The sequence below is a fragment of the Pedobacter sp. genome (assembly GCF_031119335.1).
Taxonomy (GTDB): Bacteria; Bacteroidota; Bacteroidia; order Sphingobacteriales; family Sphingobacteriaceae; genus Pedobacter.
This window is the reverse complement of record NZ_JAVHXT010000012.1, coordinates 46972-65998: the sequence shown is the minus strand read 5'-3', so window position 1 is coordinate 65998 and position 19027 is coordinate 46972. Positions and strand designations below refer to the sequence as shown.

The 19027-nt window shown below is 38.6% G+C and carries 15 protein-coding genes and 2 tRNA genes; 13 read left to right on the top strand and 4 right to left on the bottom strand.

What is annotated here, in order from left to right:
• The first annotated feature begins 12 nt into the window (after positions 1 to 12).
• The 4 genes from REI64_RS13370 to REI64_RS13355 are packed head-to-tail and all read left to right on the top strand — an operon-like array spanning position 13 to position 4864.
• Positions 13 to 411 carry a hypothetical protein gene (locus tag REI64_RS13370; RefSeq protein ID WP_308850636.1) on the top strand — a complete coding sequence of 133 codons (399 nt, stop codon included), beginning with the start codon at positions 13 to 15 and terminating at the stop codon, positions 409 to 411.
• 10 nt (positions 412 to 421) lie between these two features.
• The gene (locus tag REI64_RS13365; RefSeq protein ID WP_308850635.1) at positions 422 to 1411 is read left to right on the top strand and encodes a DUF4466 family protein; all 990 of its coding nucleotides are present in this window, start codon (positions 422 to 424) and stop codon (positions 1409 to 1411) included.
• 2 nt (positions 1412 to 1413) lie between these two features.
• Positions 1414 to 4158 carry a hypothetical protein gene (locus REI64_RS13360; RefSeq protein WP_308850634.1) on the top strand — a complete coding sequence of 915 codons (2745 nt, stop codon included), beginning with the start codon at positions 1414 to 1416 and terminating at the stop codon, positions 4156 to 4158.
• 58 nt (positions 4159 to 4216) lie between these two features.
• On the top strand, positions 4217 to 4864 hold the full coding sequence (locus tag REI64_RS13355; protein WP_308850633.1) for a GntR family transcriptional regulator: 648 nt from the start codon (positions 4217 to 4219) through the stop codon (positions 4862 to 4864).
• 155 nt (positions 4865 to 5019) lie between these two features.
• Here REI64_RS13355 and REI64_RS13350 read toward each other — a convergent pair whose 3' ends face one another.
• Positions 5020 to 5817, bottom strand: a complete 798-nt coding sequence (locus REI64_RS13350; RefSeq protein WP_308850632.1) for an SMP-30/gluconolactonase/LRE family protein — start codon at positions 5815 to 5817, stop codon at positions 5020 to 5022.
• Positions 5818 to 5956: 139 nt separating this feature from the next.
• Here REI64_RS13350 and REI64_RS13345 point away from each other — a divergent pair, with 139 nt between their 5' ends.
• From REI64_RS13345 to REI64_RS13310, 8 genes are read left to right on the top strand one after another with little or no spacing between them, the layout of a single operon-like run.
• Positions 5957 to 7279 carry an aspartate aminotransferase family protein gene (locus REI64_RS13345; RefSeq protein WP_308850631.1) on the top strand — a complete coding sequence of 441 codons (1323 nt, stop codon included), beginning with the start codon at positions 5957 to 5959 and terminating at the stop codon, positions 7277 to 7279.
• A gap of 7 nt (positions 7280 to 7286) precedes the next feature.
• A complete protein-coding gene (gene dgoD, locus REI64_RS13340; protein ID WP_308850630.1) occupies positions 7287 to 8465 on the top strand; it encodes a galactonate dehydratase in 1179 nt (392 codons plus the stop codon).
• A gap of 9 nt (positions 8466 to 8474) precedes the next feature.
• Entirely contained in the window at positions 8475 to 9242 is a 768-nt protein-coding gene (locus tag REI64_RS13335) for an SDR family oxidoreductase (protein ID WP_308850629.1), read from the top strand.
• A 15-nt stretch (positions 9243 to 9257) separates the two neighbouring features.
• On the top strand, positions 9258 to 10625 hold the full coding sequence (locus tag REI64_RS13330) for a hypothetical protein (RefSeq protein WP_308850628.1): 1368 nt from the start codon (positions 9258 to 9260) through the stop codon (positions 10623 to 10625).
• Between the two features lie 32 nt (positions 10626 to 10657).
• Positions 10658 to 12226 (top strand): sodium/solute symporter, encoded by a 1569-nt coding sequence (locus tag REI64_RS13325; RefSeq protein WP_308850627.1) that lies wholly within the window; start codon positions 10658 to 10660, stop codon positions 12224 to 12226.
• A 5-nt stretch (positions 12227 to 12231) separates the two neighbouring features.
• Entirely contained in the window at positions 12232 to 13440 is a 1209-nt protein-coding gene (locus REI64_RS13320) for an amidohydrolase (RefSeq protein ID WP_308850626.1), read from the top strand.
• Positions 13433 to 14401 (top strand): Gfo/Idh/MocA family oxidoreductase, encoded by a 969-nt coding sequence (locus REI64_RS13315; RefSeq protein WP_308850625.1) that lies wholly within the window; start codon positions 13433 to 13435, stop codon positions 14399 to 14401. Before REI64_RS13320 ends, REI64_RS13315 begins: the two co-directional genes overlap by 8 nt.
• Before the next feature lie 56 nt (positions 14402 to 14457).
• Positions 14458 to 15309, top strand: a complete 852-nt coding sequence (locus REI64_RS13310) for a fumarylacetoacetate hydrolase family protein (protein WP_308850624.1) — start codon at positions 14458 to 14460, stop codon at positions 15307 to 15309.
• 114 nt (positions 15310 to 15423) lie between these two features.
• Here the strand turns inward: REI64_RS13310 and REI64_RS13305 are convergent.
• The 3 genes from REI64_RS13305 to REI64_RS13295 all read right to left on the bottom strand — a co-directional run bounded on the left by REI64_RS13305 (position 15424) and on the right by REI64_RS13295 (position 16334).
• Positions 15424 to 15508 (bottom strand) — tRNA-Leu (locus REI64_RS13305).
• A gap of 52 nt (positions 15509 to 15560) precedes the next feature.
• Positions 15561 to 15633: transfer RNA gene (locus REI64_RS13300), tRNA-Gly, on the bottom strand.
• 221 nt (positions 15634 to 15854) lie between these two features.
• Positions 15855 to 16334 (bottom strand): RecX family transcriptional regulator, encoded by a 480-nt coding sequence (locus tag REI64_RS13295; RefSeq protein WP_308850623.1) that lies wholly within the window; start codon positions 16332 to 16334, stop codon positions 15855 to 15857.
• A 147-nt stretch (positions 16335 to 16481) separates the two neighbouring features.
• Between REI64_RS13295 and REI64_RS13290 the strand changes: the two genes are divergently transcribed.
• A complete protein-coding gene (locus REI64_RS13290; protein WP_308850622.1) occupies positions 16482 to 18938 on the top strand; it encodes a bifunctional UDP-N-acetylmuramoyl-tripeptide:D-alanyl-D-alanine ligase/alanine racemase in 2457 nt (818 codons plus the stop codon).
• Positions 18939 to 19027: the final 89 nt, after the last annotated feature.

Genomic DNA, 19027 nt, shown 5'->3' with positions numbered 1-19027 from the left:
ATTATAAAAGACATGAAAAAAATATTCATATTTCAATTAATACTGGTGCTGTTTGTAATAGCTGCTTGTAAAAAAGATTTTCCAATGGATGATGACGGGCTATTGATCACAAACAGGTCAGATTGTTATGTAAGTGCCTTTGAACTCTTGGGTGCTGATTTTCAAACTGTAAGAACAAAAGCGGCAACTATCGACACCACAGCGCAAACTATCAATGTGGAGGTATTTTATGGTACAGATTTGAAAAACCTGTATCCTCAGTTTAGTTTGGTGATTGATGCCGTTCTAGATCCAAAAATTGTTGGGAAGGTAGACTTCTCTGATCTATCTAAACCCAAAGAGTGGACGGTAGTTTCTGGTAACCGCAAAGTGAGAAAAACTTATAAAGTTTATTTAACTGTAAAACAATAAGCGAAGCAAAATGAAAAAGATAAATTTTAAAATATTGATGTCTTTAGTGCTGCTTGCTTTATGCTTGGGCGCATGTAAAGACAAGGAATACGCCATTCCAACTGCATCAGATAAGTTGCAGAACGATTTAATCAAGAGGTCTTTGGGGCCAAATATTGTAGGTGGAACTATCGAATTTGCCTATGCTGCGGGTATCTTGCCAGAAAAAGGTAAGTTAACATCTATGACTGTAGAAGCGAGTATTGCTGGTGCAACTGGAACTTATCTAGACCATAGGTTTTATAATACTAATAATTCTGGGGTTGATGTAGGTACTGCTGTTGGTGATCCATCTGTAACTACAGGAAAAACTACGCAGGTAACTTACACTGGCGATTTTTCTGCAGCAACACTGCGTTATTTCTATAAAATTCCGGAAGAAGCTCGTGGAAAAAACATCAGCTTTACGTTCACTGCAAAATCTAGTAATGGCGAAACAATCTCTTACCAATCTGGGCCACATGAAATAAGAAACATGGATATGGCTTTAGATTTAGTAGCTAAAGACGGTACAGATTTTTACCTATCTATTGCAGATATGAAGATGTACAATGCAACTTTTGCAACTGCAAATCCAGATAAGATAGATTTGGTTTACCTTTATAGGGCGCCAACTAACGTAACGTATTTGCACTCATTGGTAGCGCCAACGGCAGATCCGGTTTACTTGCCAACGTTTACCATGCCTACAGCTTTAAAAAACAAAACAAAAATTGTAAAAGCCTTCACAGTACGTGATCAGCAATTAGCAAGATTACAATTTGGTGTTTTTGTGGATGATGTGGATTTAAGATCTAAGGATTTTACCGATGCTCCAGATTTTGCAATTAACATGAGAGCAGAAGGTGGTATTTGGGTGCAAACCGCAGATGGAAAGTACAATGCTTATATTTACGTAAATAGTGTAAACAATACGACCAAGGAAATGAGGTTAAGTATTAAAAGGTTGACAGTTAGGTAACTATGTTCAAATTATATTTGGTTAGAACTGCAAATAAAGGAAAGCTCGCAATGGCTTTCCTTTGCAGTTTATTTGCGTTTCAGGTTGTTTCTGCCCAACAGCAGCATGGTGAAATAAAAAGCCAACTGCTCGAAAATAAAAAAGCTAGGGTGAATAATCAGGTTGTTAAAACATCATTTAACGGGCAAAGTGCCTTTTATGTTGATGCAATTAATAGAGATTTGGAAACTGTTGCTATTCCAGATTTGGAATGGACGGTCCAAGTTCCTAAATCTGGTTTGTACATTTTGGAAGCTGAAACAGTTCCAGTTGATCTGGAGAAATTGAAAAAAGAAGATCAAACAGGGAAATTAACGTTGAAAGCAAGGTTTAGAAATGGAAACGATAGGCCAACTTTTCGTATCGTTTATGATGTATATAAAGGTGGTTTGCAAGAGTTGGGCAAGTTCGATTTTAAATCTAAAAACCAAAATTTAAAAGTGTGGTTGCCTGCTAATTTGGTGCTTAAACGATTGTCCATAAAACCTTACGTGGCTCCAGTGCCTCCTGCAGATGCAGAAAGCTATGTGCCAAAAATTGTTCCGCCGAAGGGTCGACCAAGATTGTGGGTAAACCAAGAAACATTACCTATAGTCAGAAAAAGGCTCCAGGACACAGCTCATACAGCGGCTTGGAATGCGGTAACGGCTACAGCAAAAGCACCGTATCAATTCGTTTTTAATAAGGATAAAGAGATTTTTCACAACGAGGAGCTGGAAAAGATAATAGAAACAAAAGCATTCTATTATTTAATGACAGAGGATAAAAAAGTAGGCCAGGAAGCTGTGCAGTTGGCGTTAAATTATCTTTCTGTATTAGAATTTGGTAATGTTTCTTATGGCGATATTACCCGTGAAGTAGGGCGTGCAATGTATACTGCTTCGTTAGTTTACGATTGGTGTTATCCACTCATGAATACTGAGAGTAGAGCACAATTGCGAAAAGATTTGATGCGTTTAGCTACAGATATGGAGATGGGCTGGCCACCTTTTCACGGTATCGAAAGCGTGGTGAACGGACATGGTAATGAAGCCCAAATTTGTCGTGATTACCTATCGATGAGTATTGCTATTTACGATGAAGACCCACTTCCTTACAAATACACTTCCTATTGGATTTTAGATCAGCTGGTACCTTTGCGAAAGTTCGAATATCAATCGCCGAGACACAACCAAGGGATTGATTATGGAGGGTATAGGTTTGGCTGGGAAATGCATGCGGCTTGGTTGTATTACCGTATGTTGGGTTATCCAGTATTTGATGATAATATTAAAAATCTACCCGAATATTGGGTGTATATGCGTACGCCAGATGGCAAAATGCTTCGCGATGGCGATATGTTTAATGTAAAATACGGCAAAAGCGAAAATTTCTACTGGAAAAATCCGCAGACAATGTTGCTTTGCTACGCTTATTCTGGCAACAGAATTATTAAGGGCGAGTTTGTTAAGCAAGGCGGACTAAAAGATAACCCAGTATTGTTTTTATTGTTAGATGATCCAGGGCTTAAACCAGATTTCGATTTAAAACAACTTCCTCTAACAAAAGATTTTGGACCTGTGCTCAATAGTATGGTAGCAAGAACTGGCTGGGACGAAAAGAGGAACAGTGGCGATGTGGTAGTTGAGCTTAAAGGCGGTGGTTTTCATTTTGGCAACCATCAACATGCAGATGCTGGTGCTTTACAGATTTATCACCGAGGTATTCAGGTTGGCGATTTAGGATTGTACCTGTCTTACGGTTCTCCTTACGATTTCAACTACAACAAACGGTCGGTATCTCACAGTATGATGTTGGTTCGAGATCCAAAAGAGCCATTGCTTTTTAGAACAAAAACTAATGATGGTGGCACAAGGTTTAGCCAGCGTTTTCCAAGAAATGTAAATGAAGTATTGAATGATGCTTGGTTTCAAACTGGTTTCGTACGTTCTTCGGCTGTAGGAGCAGATCGTTTAAAGCCTTCATTTAGTTATTTTAATGTTGATATTACGAATGCCTATTCAGAAAAAGTAGAAGCTTATACCAAGAGTATGCTCTTTCTCAATTTGAAAAGAGATGATGTGCCGGCGGTAATGATACTTTTAGATCATGTAGTTTCTAAAGAAGCTGGGATGAAAAAGTATTGGCAAATCAATTCTTTGGAAAAGCCTGCGCTTATTGATGGTAAATTTGCACTAACAAATGAATTGGAAGGGAAAGAGGCCGTCACCTACGTAAATATGTTTAAGCCAAAGTTGGCAGAGCGTGTTGTAAATATATTGTCTGGCGATTCTAGTACAAAAGTGTTTGAAGATCTGTACACTGTTAAATCGGTTTGGCCAGAAGCTAAGGGAACTAGAATTATGGTAAGCCCTAAACAAGAAGAAAAATTATCAGAGTTTGCTGCCATATTCCAAATGACAGAAAAGGGGGCGAAGGAACTTCCAGTTGAAATTGCAGAGAAAGATCACTATTTTACATTTAAACTAGCGGATAAAATAATCGTTTTAGCTAAGCCGAATGTTTATCTAAAAGAGGAAATTAAAATAAATGTGCCTAATGATAAACCTTACGAGGTAATTTGTTTAGGATTGAACGCAGGGTTTTGGAATATCGAAAACATAAGTAATAAGAAAACAATAGATAAGAATGTGTTAAAAGATCAAAATTCAGTTTCTTGGAATGCAGAAGCTGGATCTTACGTTTTACGTCCTAAAAGAGTGAATTAACTACTAGGATTGTAGATATTGAATTGTATTCTTATTTTTGGTTATAAATGTATGCAGAATGAAGGAAGATTCGTTAGCCTATAAGGTATATTTGGAGGTGAGAAAGAAAATTCTTTCGAGCCAATTGGCTGGAGGATCTCGTTTAGTAGAGAATTTTTGGGCCGAAAAAATGTCGGTGAGCAGGGTTGCTGTAAGAGAGGCTTTTATGCGATTAGCTGGTGAGAGCTTAGTAGAATTTGGTGGTAAAGGTGGTTGTTTCGTTAAAAGTATGACCATCGCCGATGTTAAAGAGATACGTGAGATCAGAGAAATATTAGAAGTTGGTGCTTTAAAAATACTTTTTGCGAAAAAAGATAAGGAGGTGGTAAGGGAGCTGGAACTCATTTGCAACGACTTTTCGGAAATGGTGGAAAAGGGTTATTACGGTGGCGCTTGTGAGGCTGATGTGAAATTTCATGAAAAAATGATCGAAAGTTCTGGCAATGATCGATTGATTTCTATGTATAAAAACAGCAATATCCCTTTGTTTCACATGAGATTAGGTGCTGTGATGGATCAAATGGAAGACTATCAGGACACAGACAGGGAACACCGAGAAATAGTGAAAGGTCTAGCTACAGATAATTGGGAACTTTCGCATTCTTCATTGGTAAGGCATCTTTACCGGGGAGAGCAGGAAGCATTAGAGCTTGTAGAATTGGTTTAACACTTTGTCCGTCAAACGCTCCATCATGCTGAATTTATTTCAGCATCAGTTTTACATGTTAATTTTCAATAAGTTACCAGTGAAACTCAAGCTTAATTATCTAATTTAGATTGTAAGTTTTTGATAATCAATTTAAAAATATGAAAGAGGGATCGTTAAATGATCCCTCTTTTTTTTGTCTGGAGCTGAACCAATATTCCGTTTTCAGCTTCCGTTATTATCAATCCTTTTTTGCCAGAAGGATCTAAAGCGCAGTTGGTTGGGTTGTTGCCTGAAGAGCTAATTTCTTCCTTCAATACGCCATTTTTGTCCCAAACTTTCACTTTCCCAGATCCGTAAACCGCTACATATAAATTGCCATCTTCATCAAAAGCAATTCCATCGGGCCCAATTGAGCCTCCAGTTTCTGCGAATAATGTCTTGTTGCTAAGCTGCTTCGTATCAGTATTCCATTCAAATTTCCATATTTTCTGTGTCCCAGTTTCGGCAACAAATAATTGAGTTTGTTCTTGGTTTAGCACCAATCCGTTAGGATAATACATTCCTTCAAAAATTTTTGATAGTTTTTTATCAGCACTTAAGCAGCAGATATATCCTGTGCTATCTTCTAAGCTATCACCAGGGCAAGTAAATAATAAATTCCCGCTTCGATCAAAAGCTAAATCGTTAGGCATTTTTAGTGCGCTATTTTTATATTCATTAACTATTGTGCTGGTGGTTTGAGAAATGGGATCAAAGGTTCTAATACTGTTCTGCTTCGAATCGCAAAACCAAACCAAATCATTTTCGTCAATAGCTATTCCGTTAGGTGCGCCACCTACATTAAATCTTTTACAGTCGTTATCACTAATAAATACCAGATTTCCAGCGTCTTTCTCTACCAACCAAATATTGCCTATGCTATCAAAACAAGGGCCTTCGGGAAACTTTAAATCATCTAAAATTATCGACATAGAAAAAAAATATCTTTTTATTTAAATGTATACATAAAAATTGTAATTTAGTATACAATAATAATCATTTATGGGATACATGTTTTTAATTGTGTTCTTTTAAAAATAGTCAAATATTAATAACAACGAATAACGTTTTATGCAAGAGAATTTAAAATCTGCAGCCATTTTGCAGAACAATGAGCAGTGGATACCTGGAGGGGTTGTTTCTTTAAATAGAAAGACGGAACCTAATATTTGTTTTGTAAAAGGGCAAGGTAGTCGGGTGGTGGATGCTGATGGGAAAGAATATATCGATTATCAGGCTGGCTTTGCAGCTTCTTTCTTCGGGCATAACGATCAAGATATTAATGACGCGGTGAAGCGTACGCTTTCGGAAAGCCAAGTACTAATGGGCGCTGGCCCTACATTGCTAGAAGGTGCCTTCGCTAAAATGTTTTGCGAAAGTGTACCGAGTGCAGAAAGTATACAAATTACTACTACAGGTTCGGAAGCTACTTATCACGCTATCAGAATTGCAAGAGCGGTAACTAAGCGTGACCATATCATTGTAATGCAAGGTGGTTATAACGGCTGGCATAATGATGTGGCTTGTAATGTAATCAGTAGGTTAGAAGATGTTGGTGGTTACGTTAGTCCTGGAGAATATCCATTTGATTCGTTAAGTGCAGGGGTACCAAAAGCGCATAGCGACTTAGTGCACGTAGTCAACTACAACGATTTGGACAGCATCAACTATGTTTTAGAAAAATACGAAGTGGCATGTATTTTATTAGAGCCGCTTTTACAAAATATTGGTATCGTTAAACCACAAGCTGGTTATTTAGAAGGTTTACGTGAACTATCTGATAAAAACGGTTGCTTGCTAATTTTTGATGAAGTAAAAACTGGCTTCAGACATGCGTTGGGTGGCTATCAATCTATTTGTGGGGTAACTCCAGACTTATCTACATTTGGTAAGGCAGTCGCAAACGGTTATCCGCTAGGTGTAATTGCCGGTAAGAAAAAATACATGGACTATTTCGTTCATCCTGATAAGGAAAACAGAGTTTTGATAGCCGGAACTTACAATGCTTTTCCGTTAACAACCGCCGCGGCTATTGCAACTTTAGAAAAATTAAAATCGCCTGTGCATAAGGTATATGAACACGTAGAGAAATTAGGTTCCGCTTTAGAGAAAGGTTATCAGGAAATATTTTCTAAATTAGACAGACCGGTATACGTTGCAAGGCAAGGTTCCGCATTTTGCGTATATTTTATGGACCACGAGCCAGTAAACTTTCATGATGTTTTGGTAAATCATGACTTTGATTTCGATGCTCGTTATCGTAAAGAACTGATTAAAAAAGGTGTATACAATTTTCCTGCGCCTATTAAGCAAGGAAGTATTTCTTTTGCGCATACCATGGAAGATATTGAGCAAACTTTAGAGGTAACAGCACAGGTTTTAAAACAAATATAACTGAGAAATGAAGATTACTGCAATTGAAACTTATGTGTGTAATGCACGTATGAGGAATTGGATTTTTGTTAAAGTAGTGACCGACCAACCAGGTTTATGGGGTTGGGGTGAAGCTACCTTAGAGTGGCATACCAAAAGTGTCGTTGGTGCTATCGAAGATATTTCTCAATTATTGATAGGCGAAGACCCTAGAAGAGTTGAGTACCTGTGGCAAATGATGTACCGCCAGCATTTTTGGCATGGTAACGGCATTGTGCGTGGTACAGCTATCAGCGGTATCGATATCGCCCTTTGGGATATTGTAGGCAAAATTCATAATGTACCTTGCCACGAACTTTGGGGAGGCAGGGTAAGAGACCATATTCGCTTATACTGTCATTTAGGTGGCGGTAAAATGGAAGATTTTTACGAAACTGCTCCTGGAGATGCTAAACGTTTTGGCGAATTGGCTCAAGCTGCAGTGGAGGAAGGTTTTACAGCGTTCAAATCTATGGCGGTGCCAGAAACAATGCCGTTGGAAGGTTTGCGGCCCGTTAAATATGCAGAAGCTTGTGTAGCAGCCATGAGAGATGCTGTTGGCGATGATATCGACATTATGGTAGATTGCCATGCCCGTCCTAGCCCTAGAATGGGGATGCTGTTCGCCAAAGCTCTGGAACCTTATGGCTTGTACTTTTTTGAAGAACCTTGCTGGCCAGAAACCATGGAAGACATTGCTTTAATTCAGCGTGCGGTGCAAACGCCAATTGCTTCTGGTGAGCGTTTGGTAGGTGTGCATGCTTTTAGAGAATTGTTAGAAAAACGTGCTGTAAGTGTAATTCAGCCAGATATTACCCACTGTGGCGGTTTAAGCGAAGCCCGTAAAATTGGTGCTTTGGCCGAAGCTTATCGTGTTTCTATCGCTCCGCACAACCCACAAGGGCCAGTAAGTACGGCTGCTTCAATTGAATTAGGTTTTGCTACGCCTTCTTACATCATCTGTGAAAGTGTACATAAAGATGTAGAGTGGAGAGAAGATGTGGTTTCTGAAGGTTTTACTGTTCAGAAAGAGGGCAGGCTTGTATTGCCTAATGGCCGACCAGGCTTGGGTATCGAGATTAACGAAGAGGAGGTTAAAAAGCATCCTTTTCAGCAAGAAGTTTTGCAGAGAACATTTTATAAAGATGGTAGCGTAGGCGACTGGTAATCACAAAATATGCAGGAATTGAAAGATAAGGTAGTTATTATTAGTGGCGCATTGGGCGATATTGGTTTGGCCATAGCCACTGCTTATTTAAAAGCAAAGGCTATTGTGGTGTTAAGCGATATTGTGCCTTTTGATAAAGCGGGAGATAAACTGCTTTTGTTAAAAGATTACAATGGTAATTTTGAATACAAATGTCTAAACGTTTCTGATTATAAGGAGGTAGAAATTTTTATCAACGAAGTTGAAGCTAAATATGGTCACATAGACCACTGCATTTCTAACGCTGCTAGAGTAACTATCAAAGATTTTAAAACTTTAAGTCCGGAAGAATGGTCTACAGAAATGCGTGTAAACGTAGATGGTGCTTTCTATTTTGCCAATTTCGCTGCGAAAAGTATGTTGCAAAAGCAAGTTAAGGGAAGCATTCTATTCTTGGGAAGTTGGGCTGCACATGCGGTTCATCAAAATTTACCAGCTTATAGTGTTTCCAAATCCGCTGTGCGTATGATTAACCAAACCATGGCGCTAGAGTATGCTGCAAATGGCATCAGAGTTAATGAAATAGCACCTGGTTATGTAAATGCAGGCTTAAGTAAAACCGTGTGGAGCGAATTGCCAGAGCAGAAATCTATTTCACAAACTAAAGTGCCTTTAGGCAAAATTATGGAAGCCGATGAGGTAGCTGCACAAGTGTTGTGGCTAAACTCAAGCCAATGCCAGCACGTCACAGGTTCTACTTTTTTAATGGATGGCGGATTATCGCTGCTTAGACCTTAATCTATCGCAATTAATATGGCTACTGTATCACCAAACTCAGTTACTTCGTTAAAATTTCAAATTATTGAGGCAGATATTACGCCTCCGAAAGGAATTTATTCGAGAAATTGGGGCGCTGCTAAGTTTGATGTGGCTTCGGGTGTACATAAGCCATTATTCTTATCGTGTTTAGTTACACAAAGTGATGACGGGACTTTAGGTGCAATTATAGCTGCCGATTTAGGTTGGTGGAAAAACAATGATGATGAACGCAATTTAAGAACTGCAATCATCAAAGCATGTGGATTGAAAGAAGAGCAGTTGTTGTTTTGTCTGTCACACACCCATGCTGGGCCAAGCATTTGTTCTAACGATAAAGACCAAAATGGCGGCGAACATATCATTCCATATCTGGAGTTTTTGAAGAAAACAGCCATCGAGAGCATCAATAAAGCAAAAGGAAATCTAGTAGACGGCTTTTTGTCTTGGGAGCACGGCTGTTGTGATTTGGCCACTAAAAGAGATTTGAACTTCGGTGGAGAATATTTGATAGGTTACGACCCATCTGCAAATGCTGACCAAACACTTTTAGTTGGAAGATTAAGTAATACTGATGGAGAACTGAAAGCGATAATTTGCAACTACGCTTGTCATCCAACTACGTTTGCTCACGAAAATACGCTCATTTCTCCAGATTATGTGGGAGCAATGCGTGAACTGATTGCTGAAAAACTAAACGTGCCGACTGTGTTTTTGCAAGGAGCATCCGGAGATTTGGCACCCCAAAAACAATACGTTAAAGAGCCAGAAGTAGTAGATGCCAATGGTAGAAAATTGGGTTATGCTATTTTGGCTACTCTAGAAAATACATCGCCTGTTGGCAAAAAATGGACTTTTGACCACGCCTTGCAGTCTGGTGCGCCTTTGGCTATTTATGCCGAAAAAGAGATTGTTCCTAGCCAGGTTTTTAGGCAAATAAAATTTGAAGTAAGTATTCCTTACAAACAGTTAGACAGTATCGAAAAAATTGAGCAAGAGTTTAATGCTTGCGAAGATAGGGTAATGAAAGACCGTTTGTGGCGAAAATTAAACACCCGCAAATCTATCGGTAACCAAACTCATGCGGTATTGCCAGTATGGATTTGGCAATTTGGCGATGCATTTGTGGTAGCGCAAGCCAACGAAGTTTATGCTATAGGGCAAGAGCTAATTAGAGCACATTTTAAAGATAGGTCTATCGCTTTTATAAACATCGCCAATGGCTATTTAGGTTATTTGCCGCCACAAGATTTGTATGGAAAAGACATTTATGCGGTATGGCAAACGCCTTTCGAAAAAGGCGGATTAGAACTGCTGATTGCTGAAATAATTGCAAAAATAGAACAGCTAACAACAACCTCGTAAAACAACCAAAACCTAAAACCAAACAACCTGAAATGAAACTTGAAATAATTGATATCGCAATTTTTGCCATTTATATCATAGGTATAGTTGCGTTGGGATTGTATGCTTCCAAGCAAAGTTCCAAGTCAAAAAGAGATTATTTCCTAGCGGGAGATAAATTACCTTGGTGGATGATTGGAGGAAGTATCATCGCTGCCAATATCAGTAGTCACCACTTAGTTGGCGCAATGGGTGCAGCTTACGATAGAGGCTTCGTAGCTATTACTTTAGAATGGGGCGCAATACTGATTGGTTTCAATGCTTTGTTGTGGATTTTCCTTCCTTTCTATATCAGAAATGGATTTTACACCGTTCCCGAATATTTGGAGAAGCGTTTCGGAACTTCTACCCGTGTATTATATGCCGTGCTGATTTTATTTACTTACATCTTCGTAGAGATTGGTGCGGTACTTTATTTAGGTGGTTTAACGCTTCACGCTCTTTTCGATATCCCAATTTTCTATAGCATCATCGGCATGGCTTTGTTAACGGGCTTGTATACTGTTTTAGGTGGGTTAAAAGCAGTAATATGGACTGAAATGGTACAATTGGTGATATTAGTACTGGGAGGTTTGGTGCTTACTTTCGCCACTATTGATAAAGCTGGTGGTTTTGGGGCTATTGTAGAATCTTCGAAAGATTGGAAGATGTTCTATCCAGCCAGTGACCCAGATTTTCCATGGACGATGTATTTAGGTGGTTTGTTGTGTATCAGTGTATTTTACTGCGCTACAAACCAGTTTATTGTACAACGTGTTTTGGCTGCAAAAAACGAATGGCATGGACGTATGGGTGTAATCTTCGGCGATTATCTAAAGTTTTTTGTGCCGCTAATTATCACCATTCCTGCTTTGGTGGCACCAGCATTTTTGCCAGCTTTAGAACAGCCCGATTTGCTTTTCTCAACCTTAGTTAAAACCTTATTGCCAAGCGGATTGATAGGTTTGGTAATGGCGGGGTTGATTTCTGCAATCATGTCGCATATTTCCGGAGCTATTAACTCTTGTACCACCATTTTAACGGTAGATGTTTATAGCGAGTATATCAATAAAAATGCTACAGATGAACAAGCCATCCGTTTCGGCAAAAGGTCTGGCGTAGCGATTATCTTTTTCGGGATTTGTAGTGCTGTGTTGCTATTAAGTTATTCCGAAAAGCCAATATTTCTTTATTTAATGAACTTATATGGTTTGTTTACGCCAGGTATCGCTACCATGTTTTTGATGGGTGTTTTCTGGAAAAAGACAAAATCTCAAGGCGCTTTGGCAGCAGGACTTTTAACCATTCCGTTATCTTTAATTATGGAGTTTTCTTTCCCAGATATGCCGTTCTTTAACCGTACCGGAATTGTGTTTTGGACTTGTATGGTAGTTTGTGCTGTAGTAAGTTTGTTGTTTAAACCAAAAGAAGGTCTAGAATTAGATAACTTGGTCATCAATTATGGAAAAGGTGGTGGTGCGTTAGCTAATCAATCTCCATCTTATAAAGGATTAAAAAATCCAACTTTGTGGTGGGCAATTATTACGGCTGCAGTATTGTACTTTTACGTTAGATATTTTTAGCAATTATGGGCGAGGTTTCTCAAGAAATTATTCAATTATCAAAAGCGGTGCATGAAGATGTTATAGTTTATAGAAGACATTTACATCAAAATCCCGAATTGTCTTTTCAAGAATATGAAACCTCTAAATTCATCAAAACTCAACTTGAAAAATTGGCAATTCCCTACGAGGAGGTTGCAAATACCGGAGTTGTTGGCGTAATTGAAGGAGCAAAATCGCCCAATGGAAAAACCATTGTTTTAAGAGCTGATATTGATGCATTGCCCATTAAAGAGGAAAATGAAACTTCATTTGTTTCTCAAAAAGAAGGTTTAATGCATGCCTGTGGACACGATTTTCACACTGCGAACTTGTTGGGCGTAGCAAGAATACTTCAACAGTTAACACATACATTTTCGGGAAAGGTATTGCTTTTGTTTCAACCTGCAGAAGAAAGAGTTCCTGGCGGTGCAAAGGCGGTAATCGCATCTGGAATTTTAGAGAAATTGGGCGGTACAATCTCGGCGGTCTTTGGGCTACATGTTAGTCCACGCTTAGATACTGGACAGATTGGACTTTGTGCTGGTCGTTTCATGGCTTCGGCAGATGAGTTCTATTTAAAAATAAACGGAAGTGGTGGCCATGCTGCTGAGCCAAATAGGGCAGTAGATACCATTATGGTTGCTGCACAATTGCTGACTAGCTTACAACAAGTGGTGAGTAGAAAGGCAAATCCGCTAATGCCAAGTGTGCTAACTTTTGGTAAGATTATAGGGAATGGCGCTGCCAATGTAATTCCAGACCATGTTTGGCTAGAAGGTACTTTTAGAACCATGGATGAGGAATGGCGCAAACAAGCATTAAAGCACTTTGAAGAAATTGTTTACGGTACTGTAAAAATGTTAGGTGCAACAGCAGAACTGGAAATTAAACATGGCTATCCAATGCTCATAAACGATGATGCTTTGAGCAAGTATTTCAAGTCTTCTATTATTAATCACTTTGGCGCTGCACATTTAGAAGACGTACCGCAATGGATGGCAGCAGAAGATTTTGCCTATTATTCGCATAAATATCCTTCTGTTTTCTTTTTAGTAGGGATAAAAAATGAGCAGCAACGAGTGCAATATGGACTTCATAACGCCAAGTTCGATTTAGATGAACAGGCTTTTTTAACTGCGATGCAAGCAATGACTGTTGGTTGTCTTGATTTTTTGGAGGAAGCGAATGGATAGAAGAAAGTTTGTAGTTTCCGCTGGAACTTTAAGTTTAGCTTCCATGGTTTACGGTTCAGAGAGTTTAGCTCAATCAACACAAAAAAAACGCATTGGAATAGTTGGATTGGACTCTTCCCATGCCATTGCTTTTACCAAAGAATTAAATGCAAATATCGAAAATGACGGCTACAAAGGTTATCAAGTAGTTGCAGCTTATCCAATGGGAAGTCCAGGCATTCCGTTAAATGCACAGCGTATCCCAAAGTTTACTGAAGATATTAAAAAGCTGGGTGTAGAGGTTGTATCCAGCCTGGAAAAATTGCTTAAAAAAGTAGATTTAGTGTTGTTGGAAACCAACGATGGCAATAAACATCTGGAACAAGCAGAAATCATACTTAAAGCCAAAAAGCCTTTGTTTATTGATAAACCTATTGCAAACAGCTACGAGGATGCTTTGAAGATATTTGAATTGTCTGACAAGTACAAAACTCCAATATTTTCAACCAGTTCGCTGAGATATATTTCTGGTATTGGAGAAATAGACAAGAAAACGGTTTTGGGTGCTGATGTCTATTCGCCTGCTTACACCGAGCCTTCGCACAAAGATTTGTATTGGTACGGTATACATGGAGTTGAGATGCTGTTTACGCTGCTTGGACCAGAATGTTTAAGTGTGCAAACACAGCACTTTGAAGATTTCGATATCTATACAGGTGAATGGGCTAATGGAAAGGTAGGGACGTTGAGAGGAATTAGAAAAGGAGCAGACGGCTTTGGCGGTACAGTATTTATGCAGGATAAGGTGGTTCAGCTAGGAAGCTTTCAAGGTTACAATCCTTTGCTTAAACAGATTGTTTCCTTTTTCGAAACAGGCGTAATACCAGTTAAACAAGAAGAAACTTTAGCCATCTGTAAATTTATAGATGCTGCCTATCAAAGTAAAATAGATGGAGGCATTAAAGTGCTTTTGAATAATTAGAGATATTTATCAATCAGCTAGTCGAAAAAAGCTAGCTTTTAATAGAAACATAACACATGAAATTAATTCGTCACGGAAATTTGGGACAAGAAAAAATTGGTGTCCAAATTGATGCTAAATATTATGACCTTTCGGCTTTTGGAGAAGATTATAATGAGCAATTTTTTGAGAATAACGGAATTGAACGTTTAACTAAATACATCAACGAGAATAAAAATCAGTTGAAAGAAATTTCTGCAGATAGTAGGCTAGGCGCTCCAATTGCCCGTCCCTCTAAAATTGTGTGCATTGGCTTAAACTACTTGGATCATGCCAATGAAACAGGAGCTGCTATTCCTAAAGAACCTATTATTTTCTTCAAATCAACTACTTCTGTTGTTGGCCCGTTTGACAATATCATGTTGCCAAAAGATTCTGAGAAAACCGATTGGGAAGTGGAATTTGGTGTGGTAATTGGTAAAACTGCTAGATATATAGAGGAGGCCAACGCATTGGAACATGTAGCAGGTTATGTGCTTATCAACGATGTTTCAGAGCGTGAATTCCAATTAGAAAGAGGTGGTACTTGGGATAAGGGAAAAGGATGTGATACTTTTGCGCCAATGGGCCCGTATTTGGTAACTAGAGATGAAATGCCTGATATTTCTAACGTAGCTCTATGGCTGTCGGTAAATGGAGAAATGCACCAGGATGGCAATACGAAAAACTTGATTTTTTCAGTACCGGAGCTGATCGCTTACGTATCTAAATTCATGACTTTGTTACCCGGAGATGTAATTTCTACAGGAACTCCAGCTGGTGTTGGTTTAGGTTATAAACCGCCAGTTTATTTAAAAGCTGGTGATGTAGTAGAGCTAGGAGCAGATGGTTTAGGCGTTTCTAGACAAACAGTAGTGTCGTTTAGTTAATTGGATAAAATTCAGTGATTCGAATATCAATTCTTGTTGTTTTGAATCACTGAAAATTCTTACATTTTACAGCATAAAAAAATCCCTCAGTTTTGTAACTAAGGGATTTTTTTGTACTGAAGGCGGGAATCGAACCCGCACGCCTGTTGAGGGCACAGGATTTTAAGTCCTGCGTGTCTACCAGTTCCACCACTTCAGCAAGCAATAAATGCTTTTTAAAATTAAATGCCTCCTGGTAGGAAGGCATCTAGAGCGAAAGACGAGATTCGAACTCGCGACCCCGACCTTGGCAAGGTCGTGCTCTACCAACTGAGCTACTTTCGCATTGTTGATATCATCCGATATCTTTAAAACTGCTGGGCTTTTAAATAATTCCCTTTCGTTTTGGTGATGCAAATATACGCACATTTATATTTCTGTCAAGAAATATTTAATAAAAATTTAACATCTTAATCTAAGTCCTTGTTTTTCATATTTATAATTTTTATTCAATGGAAATGAAGCTATCATGATTTCATAATTAAGCCGTGTTTCCACAAAAAAAATCATGATGGTTTCAGTAAAATAAAAATTAAATCTTTTTCATAGCCTTTGCTATAAAGATAATTTACCAGCTTGAATTGCCGTTTAATGGCATTCTTTTCCTTTTCTACCTGTTGCTTTTTTTCGAATAAAGCTTTTAATGTCTCGAAATACTCATCACCATCAATGCTACTCAGTGCTTTTTTTATAATAGGCTCAGGAACTCTTTTTAGTTTCAAGCCCTGCTTAATTTTGATCTTGCCCCACTTTTTAATTTTAAATTTGCCAGATACATAAGCCAATGCAAATCTCTCTTCATTAAGGAAATTCTCCGAGATGAGCGTAGAAATAATCTCTTCTATTTCTGTAGGCTTCATTTGCCATTCGTACAGTTTGTCCCTTACTTCTTGCTGCGATCTTTCCTGATAAGCACACCAATTCGCTGCCTTTTGTAAGGCTGTCTTTTTATCGTAATTATATTTCTTTTCTTTCTCGATAGTCATCCGTTGATTATACTTAAGCGATTACTAATGATCTCGGCGCTAGCTTGGTTTATTGTGTTTATATTTGTTGAATGTTATAGATTATTCACTACAGTTCATAAATATTTGCTGAAATTCGTAAAAAAATATCATTAAGCCATCATTGTCATGTCGAAAGCTACTAACTACACTGTTGAACAAATTGCTGAAATTGTTGGAGGAGAAGGCTATTTCCACGATAGAACGGCAGCAGTGAAAAGTTTAGTGACCGATAGCCGTACATTGAGCGATAGTCCCCATGCCTTGTTTTTTGCAATTAAAGCACAACGCGATGGGCATCAATTTATCAGCAGCGCTTATCAAAATGGCATTAGAAACTTTGTGTTTTCTAATGAAATGGATATTGAAAACTACCCAGAAGCAAATTGGATTAAAGTAGATGATGTGCTTTTAGCTCTGCAGAAGCTTGCTTCCCATCATAGAAAAATACATCGTTTAGATGTGATAGGGATTACAGGTAGCAACGGCAAAACTATTGTTAAAGAATGGTTGTATCAGTTGCTTTCTACAGATTACCATGTGGTACGCAGCCCCAAGAGTTACAATTCTCAAATAGGCGTTCCGCTTTCCATTTGGCAAATAAATGAACATCATAACTTAGGCATTTTCGAAGCAGGGGTTTCTGCACCGAATGAAATGGAAAAATTGGCAAAAATTATCCAGCCTACTATTGGAGTGTTGACCAATATAAGAGAAGCGCATGACGAAGGTTTTGAAAATAAAGCAGCAAAACTGAAAGAGAAACTCAAGCTTTTCAGCGAAGTTGATACGTTTATCTATGCTCCCGAGCACATTGTAGCAGAGGTGCCACTGCCTGGCAAAAAGCATTTTACATGGAGTTTCATCGGTAAAGCCGATTTACAAATCGTTGATGTACAATTTAAAGGGACTACTGCCGAAATCAAAGCAATTTATAAAGATGAAGGCACTAGTGTTACCGTACCTTTCAGCGATGCGGCTGCCGTTGAAAATATAGTTATCTGTTGGGCAACTTTATTGTCGATGGGTTACAAGGTAGATGAAGTTGCTTCACGATTGTCGCGTTTACTTAGGGTAGGGATGCGCTTACAGCTATTAAATGCTATTGATCACTGCTCGTTGATAGATGACAGTTATAGTGCCGACATTTCCTCTCTAGGCATTGCTTTAGATTTTCTTAATCAGCAAAACCAACATCCCAAGCGAACTTTAGTGTTGTCTGATTTGCAAGAAACAGGTAAAACGGCAGCAGAATTATATAAGGAAATTTCGCTTTTGCTAAAGCAGAAAAAAATACATCGCTTAATTGGGGTTGGCGAGAACATTTCAGCTCATGCTCATCTTTTTAACTTAGAAAAATTTTTTTTTGAAGATACGGAAGATTTCTTATCTCATGTAGCTCAACTGAACTTTAATAACGAAACTATTTTAGTTAAAGGGGCACGTAGATTTGGCTTTGAACGAATTATCAAACGTTTAGAGCAGAAAGTACATGACACCGTATTAGAAGTTAACCTTAATTCCTTGTTGTCTAATCTGCAGTTCTATAAATCGAAATTGGCAGCTGGAGTAAAAACGATGGCGATGGTGAAAGCCTTTTCTTATGGTAGTGGAAGTTTCGAAATCGCTAATCTGCTACAATACCACAAAGTGGATTATCTGGCAGTGGCTTATGCCGATGAAGGCATCGCTCTGCGCAAAGCTGGTATTACGTTGCCTATTATGGTGATGAGTCCAGAACCCTCTGCATTTGATGCCATGTTGAGATACAAATTGGAACCAGAAATCTACAGTTTGGAGGTTTTGCAGAGCTTGCTGCACTTTCTTCCCACCGATGCTCTTGATTTTCCTATCCATTTGAAGTTAGACACTGGAATGCACAGATTGGGATTTGAGCTTGAGCAAATAAGTGAGCTAACATCTTTGCTTTCCGTTCATCAGCAGTTAAAAGTGGTTTCTGTTTTTACACACCTTGTGGCTGCAGACGATGAGCAACACGATGATTTTACAGAAACCCAAGTAGCTATCTTTTCAGAAATGTACAAGAAGCTAACGGACGCGTTGGGGTATGAGCCACTAAAGCATGTTTTAAATACATCAGGCATTACACGTTGGCAAAAATACCATTTTGATATGGTGCGTATTGGCATAGGACTTTATGGTTTTGATGCTGCGCTGCCTCATAACGAAGGGTTGCAAACCGTAGCTGCGCTAAAAACAACCGTATCACAAATTAAAACGCTTGCTGCAAAGGAAACTGTAGGCTACGGTCGTAAAGGTAGTTTGCCAGATGGTGGTAAAATAGCGACGGTAAAAATTGGTTACGCCGATGGTTACAGCAGGGCATTCGGTAACGGGATAGGCAAAATGTTGATTAACGGAAAATTAGCTCCAACGGTGGGTTCAATTTGTATGGATATGTGTATGTTAGATGTAACAGATATAGAAGTTGAGGTAGGGGATGAAGTTATTGTTTTCGGTCAAAATCCTAGCATAGTCGATTTAGCGGCGGAAATTAATACCATCCCTTACGAGATTTTAACCAACGTTTCACAACGTGTAAAGCGGGTTTATTATTACGAATAACATCATTAGTATTAACTTATTAAGTCTAAATCTTTCAGCTTTGGTCTTTATCCTTTAGTCTTTCTCCCTTTAGTCTTTCTCCTTTAGTC

Coding starts and splice junctions, on each gene's coding strand:
- REI64_RS13370 (WP_308850636.1), top strand. CDS start 13: ATGAAAAAAATATTCATATTTCAATTAATACTGGTGCTGTTTGTAATA.
- REI64_RS13365 (WP_308850635.1), top strand. CDS start 422: ATGAAAAAGATAAATTTTAAAATATTGATGTCTTTAGTGCTGCTTGCT.
- REI64_RS13360 (WP_308850634.1), top strand. CDS start 1,414: ATGTTCAAATTATATTTGGTTAGAACTGCAAATAAAGGAAAGCTCGCA.
- REI64_RS13355 (WP_308850633.1), top strand. CDS start 4,217: ATGAAGGAAGATTCGTTAGCCTATAAGGTATATTTGGAGGTGAGAAAG.
- REI64_RS13350 (WP_308850632.1), bottom strand. CDS start 5,817: ATGTCGATAATTTTAGATGATTTAAAGTTTCCCGAAGGCCCTTGTTTT.
- REI64_RS13345 (WP_308850631.1), top strand. CDS start 5,957: ATGCAAGAGAATTTAAAATCTGCAGCCATTTTGCAGAACAATGAGCAG.
- dgoD (WP_308850630.1), top strand. CDS start 7,287: ATGAAGATTACTGCAATTGAAACTTATGTGTGTAATGCACGTATGAGG.
- REI64_RS13335 (WP_308850629.1), top strand. CDS start 8,475: ATGCAGGAATTGAAAGATAAGGTAGTTATTATTAGTGGCGCATTGGGC.
- REI64_RS13330 (WP_308850628.1), top strand. CDS start 9,258: ATGGCTACTGTATCACCAAACTCAGTTACTTCGTTAAAATTTCAAATT.
- REI64_RS13325 (WP_308850627.1), top strand. CDS start 10,658: ATGAAACTTGAAATAATTGATATCGCAATTTTTGCCATTTATATCATA.
- REI64_RS13320 (WP_308850626.1), top strand. CDS start 12,232: ATGGGCGAGGTTTCTCAAGAAATTATTCAATTATCAAAAGCGGTGCAT.
- REI64_RS13315 (WP_308850625.1), top strand. CDS start 13,433: ATGGATAGAAGAAAGTTTGTAGTTTCCGCTGGAACTTTAAGTTTAGCT.
- REI64_RS13310 (WP_308850624.1), top strand. CDS start 14,458: ATGAAATTAATTCGTCACGGAAATTTGGGACAAGAAAAAATTGGTGTC.
- REI64_RS13295 (WP_308850623.1), bottom strand. CDS start 16,334: ATGACTATCGAGAAAGAAAAGAAATATAATTACGATAAAAAGACAGCC.
- REI64_RS13290 (WP_308850622.1), top strand. CDS start 16,482: ATGTCGAAAGCTACTAACTACACTGTTGAACAAATTGCTGAAATTGTT.